Consider the following 4,569-nt stretch of genomic DNA (forward strand, 5'->3'; position numbering starts at 1 on the left):
GGGAGCGGCACAGGGGTGCCGCAGCGGGCAAGTCGGGTCGAGGTCGTCCCAGTGACCGGTGAGCCACGAGTTGCCGGTCGGGCACGTCGGCCACGACCCGACCCCACGTGCTGCCCGGGTGCTCAAGAGCCGTCCGGCCGGCAGTACGGGCACCACCGTGGCGCGGCTCGTCAGGCGGGAGCGGCGCAGGGCGTGCCACAGCGCGGGGCAGGTCCGGTCAAGGGCCTCGCGGCCGCTTGGTCCGGAGTCGCGGGGCGGCAGTCGGTCGCGGCCCGGCCCCGCGTGTGACCACGGGCTCAGGAACCGTCCGGCTGGCAGTGCGGGCACCACACCGTCGTGCGGCTTGCCAGGCGGGAGCGGCGTAGGTGGGTGCCGCAGCGGGGGCAGGTGGGGTCGGGGTCGTCGCGGTGGCCGGTGAGCCAGGAGTCGCGGGGCGGGACGCGGCCCGCGGTGACCGCGGAGCGCAGGGTGCGGCGCATGTGGGTGTAGAGGCGGCGGCGTTCGGGCTCGGTGAGGTCGTTCGCGCGGCCGGTGGGGCTCAGCCCGGCGCGCCACAGGATCTCGTCGGCGAGCAGATTGCCGAGCCCGGCCAGGACGGACTGGTCGGTGAGGACGGTCTTGACGCGGCCGCGGCGGGCAGCGAGCGCGGCCTCGAAGTCCTCGCGGTCCACCGCCATCGCGTCGGGCCCCTGCCCCTCCAGCAGCCGTGCGACGTCGGAGTCGTCGTCGGCCAGCCAAAGGCCTCGGAGCTTGCGCTGGTCGCGGTACCGGAGCCGGCGGCCGCCGTCCAGGGTGAACAGGACGCGGTCGTGGGGTTCGGGCTCGTCGTCGGGACGGTCGCAGAGCAGCGCGCCGGTCATGCCGAAGTGCAGCATGAGGGTGGGGCTGTCGTCGGTGCGGGCGAGCAGCCACTTCCCGTGCCGCTCCGGGCTGCCGAAGCGCCGGCCCTCCAGCGCGTCGCGCAGCCGCCGCGCGCTCACGTCGTGCAGGACGCCCGCGTCGCGCACGTCGACACGTTGGATGACCCGGCCCTTCGCGCAGCTCTCGAGCACCTCGCGGAATCCCTCGACGTCCGGCAGCTCAGGCATGGGGTGCGTCCTCTCTTCCCCAGAGCTCTTCCCCAGAGCTCTTCCCCAGAGCTCTTCCCCAGAGCTCTTCCCCAGAGCTCTTCCCCAGAGCTCTCCCCCAGGGTTCTCCCCCAAGGCCATGGTGGCTCCTGGCCGGCCGCGGTGCAGCTCCGGACGGGGCCGCCATCCGCATCCGAGGTGATGGGCACGAAAGGCGTCTCCGCCCGCCGCCTGCGCCAGGAGTTCCCCGATCACATCCACCGTTTCCTGTGGGGCGACCACTTCTGGTCCCCTCCTACTTCGCCGCCTCCGTCGGCGGAGCCCCTCTCTCCGTGATCAAGGAGTACATCGAGAACCAGAAACGCCCCGACTGAGGCGAGAGCACTCTCCGGCTCCGCCGGACACAGCCCTACGGGCGCTCCGCGCCCGAACCCCGGGATACTGCGACGCTCCGCGTCGCCACCACACGATGCGATTCCTCCCAGGCGACCGCCGTCGACCGTTGAGGTGAGTGCGACCTGCCATGGAACTTCAGGGAGCCGACGGGAGTTGGCACAAGAAGCGCGGAACGCACGCGCGCGACCGGAACGACGTGGGCTGAAGCCGAGGTGGCACGCATGGCGATGTGGGATCGGATCAAGGACCAGGCCAAGGGTCTGCAGCAGCAGGCGCAGGGGACACGGAGCGCCGGCGCCGGACACGGGCGCCCGGGTTCGGGTTCGGGTTCGGGTTCGGGTTCGGCCGGGGGTTCGCGGGCTCAGCTGGTCAGCACCCTGAAGACACAGCTCACCTCCCTCAAGACGGAGCTGAAGAGCGGCGCCTACCGGGACGCCAGCATGGCCATGTGCGCCCTGGTCGCCGCCGCCGACGGGCATGTCGACCCGGCCGAGCGGCAACATGTGGAGTCGCTGATCCTGAACAACGACGTCCTGCAGAACTTCCCGTCCGAACAGCTGCGGCAGCGCTTCAACAAGCACGTCGACCAGCTGGCGCTCAACTTCCAGCAGGGCAAGGCCGCGGCCATGCAGGAGATCGCCAAGGCCGCGAAGAAGCCGACGGAGGCCAGGGCAGTCGTACAGACCGGCTTCGTCGTCGCGGGCGCGGACGGATACGTCGCGCCGGCCGAGGAACAGATCCTCCGCGAGGCCTGCTCGGTACTGGGCGTGTCCCCCCAGGAGTTCGGCCTCTGAGCCACGACCCCGAAACGGCAACAGCAGCGGCAGACCGCGACCGGCCCCGCATCCGTACCCCGGATGCGGGGCCGGTTCGTGGTTCAGGGCGCCGGCCCGGGTGGCAGGGTCAGCTGCCGGGGTGCTGGGGCGGCGCCCCTGTACAAGCCAGCCCGGTTTCAACGACTCCCCGTCCGTGGCCAACCGGGGTGCGCAGACGTCGAGGGCCGGTGACTTCGCGGCGCGGACCGGCGCGGTCACAGGGTGCGCGGCGCCCCCGCTCAGCCGTGCAGTGAGCGGTACGCCGCGGCCGCCCCGGGATGCAGCGGATGCTGCCCGTGCCGATCAGGCTGCCGGCGTGGAGGAACTGGGTGCCGACGGCGTTGTCGGGGACGAGCGCGGTGGCGTGCAGGACCAGGAGGCGGGTGGGCGCGTCGGCCACGGTGCGGGAGAGGTCGGGGCGGCACACCAGCAGGTTGGACGAGAGCGTTCCCGCCTGAGACGGTCCTCGCCTCAGACCCGGCGCGACGACACCCGGTCGCGGAGTCCCCGAGACTCCATGACCGGGTTTTTTCACGCCCGGACGCCTCATATCACAAAGGTTGCTTGACTTAAGTAACTCAATTGTGCTTGCCTAAGTCAAGCAACGAAGTGACCGGCCGAGAACCCGGTCGCATCCCTCTTCCCCGCGCAGGAGCGTGCCCCCATGCCGCACACCACCACCGCGGCGGCCGGAACAGACCGAATCGGCCGACCGGCAGCCGCCACGTCCGGCCCGACCCGGTCGCCGGGCACCGCCGGACTCGTCATGCCTCTCTGGCAGGCACTGGCCCATCCCCTGTCGACCGACCTGACGAAGGGCGGCCTGCGACCGTGAACACCGCCCTGACCTGCCTCTTCCTCGCCGCGACCGCGGCAGGGGTGACCGCCCTCGCCGCCGCCTGGCTCGGCTGGGGACACCGCACCACCTGACGGGCGTACGACACCCGCCCGACGAACGCCCGACGAACGCCCGACACGACAGACCTGCCGCCCTCGGCCCTCCCGGCCAGGGCGCCCATGACCGGGGCCGCCTCGAGCGGAGACGGCCCCGCCGCGCCGCCCCGTGGGGACGGGGACGGCGCGGTCACCGGGCCCGGTCGCCGGAACACTCCCCCAGCCGGCACCGGGTCCGGTGGCACCCCCACCCACGACACCGCGTCCGGGCGTACGCCCCCACCCGTACGCCCGGATCCCCGCACCCCCGCACTCCGCACCTCGCACCTCGCACCTCGCACTGCTTGCGCAGTCCAAGCACCCCTTGACACCGACCTCGTCCCGATGGATCCCGATGGAGGCCTCTGCCATGTCCGACGCCCTTGCCCGACCCGCCGCAACGGGGGCATCCGCCCCGCCGAGAGCGAACGCCGTCGTCGCGGTGCTGGCTCTGGCCGGCATCGTCGTCTCGTTGATGCAGACCCTGGTCATCCCGATCGTCCCCGAGCTGCCGAAGCTCCTGGACGCCTCGGCGTCGAACACCGCCTGGGCGGTGACCGCGACCCTGCTGGCCGCGTCCGTGGCCACCCCGGTGGTCGGCCGCCTCGGCGACATGTTCGGCAAGCGCCGGATGCTGCTGGTCAGCATCGTGCTGCTGGTGTCCGGCTCGGTGGTCTGTGCGCTGGCCGACTCCCTCGTCCCGATGATCATCGGCCGGGGTCTGCAGGGCCTGGCCGCCGCCGTCGTCCCGCTCGGCATCAGCATCATGCGGGACGCGCTGCCCGCCGACCGCCTGGCCGGCTCCACCGCCCTGATGAGCGCCTCCCTCGGCGTCGGCGGCGCCCTCGGTCTGCCCGCCGCCGCGTTCATCGCCGACAAGTGGGACTGGCACCTCCTGTTCTGGGTCTCCGCCGCACTCGGCGCCCTCGCCTTCCTGCTGGTGCTGATGGTCGTACCGGAGTCGAAGGTCCGCACCGGCGGCCGCTTCGACCTCGTCGGCTCGATCGGCCTGTCCGCCGGACTGGTCTCCCTGCTGCTGGCCGTCTCCAAGGGCGGCGACTGGGGCTGGACCAGCGCCACCACCCTGGGGCTCGGCATCGGTTCGGTCGTCATCCTGCTGGCCTGGGGCCGGTGGGAGCTGAAGGCGAAGCAGCCGCTGGTCGACCTGCGCACCACCGCCCGCCCGCAGGTGCTCTTCACCAACCTCGCCTCGGTCGCGCTCGGCTTCTCGATGTTCGCGATGTCCCTGGTGCTGCCGCAGCTGCTCCAGCTGCCCGAGGCCACCGGCTACGGCCTCGGCAAGTCCATGCTCACCGTCGGCCTGGTCCTCGCCCCGCAGGGCCTGGTGATGATGGCCA

At 72.3% G+C, this 4,569-nt stretch carries 4 protein-coding genes and 1 pseudogene; 4 read left to right on the forward strand and 1 reads right to left on the reverse strand.

Translation table 11 applies throughout. The features are described from left to right. Positions 1-296 precede the first annotated feature (296 nt). Complete coding sequence (locus AC5P09_RS47835) at positions 297-1,088, reverse strand: Fpg/Nei family DNA glycosylase (RefSeq protein WP_493879961.1); 792 nt, start codon at positions 1,086-1,088, stop codon at positions 297-299. 260 nt (positions 1,089-1,348) lie between these two features. Between AC5P09_RS47835 and AC5P09_RS47840 the strand changes: the two are divergent. The 4 genes and pseudogenes from AC5P09_RS47840 to AC5P09_RS47855 all read left to right on the forward strand — a co-directional run. Beyond that, positions 1,349-1,441 (forward strand): annotated as a pseudogene (locus AC5P09_RS47840) (transposase); the annotation flags it as partial. Between the two features lie 243 nt (positions 1,442-1,684). Continuing rightward, on the forward strand, positions 1,685-2,257 hold the full coding sequence (locus tag AC5P09_RS47845; protein ID WP_493879962.1) for a tellurite resistance TerB family protein: 573 nt from the start codon (positions 1,685-1,687) through the stop codon (positions 2,255-2,257). A 685-nt stretch (positions 2,258-2,942) separates the two neighbouring features. Continuing rightward, on the forward strand, positions 2,943-3,113 hold the full coding sequence (locus AC5P09_RS47850) for a hypothetical protein (RefSeq protein ID WP_266436362.1): 171 nt from the start codon (positions 2,943-2,945) through the stop codon (positions 3,111-3,113). Positions 3,114-3,581: 468 nt separating this feature from the next. After that, on the forward strand, positions 3,582-4,569 hold a 988-nt coding region (locus AC5P09_RS47855; RefSeq protein ID WP_493879963.1), incomplete at its 3' end, for an MFS transporter.

It is taken from the genome of Streptomyces sp. a15 (assembly GCF_059026085.1).

Coding starts and splice junctions, on each gene's coding strand:
- AC5P09_RS47850 (WP_266436362.1), top strand. CDS start 2,943: ATGCCGCACACCACCACCGCGGCGGCCGGAACAGACCGAATCGGCCGA.
- AC5P09_RS47835 (WP_493879961.1), bottom strand. CDS start 1,088: ATGCCTGAGCTGCCGGACGTCGAGGGATTCCGCGAGGTGCTCGAGAGC.
- AC5P09_RS47845 (WP_493879962.1), top strand. CDS start 1,685: ATGGCGATGTGGGATCGGATCAAGGACCAGGCCAAGGGTCTGCAGCAG.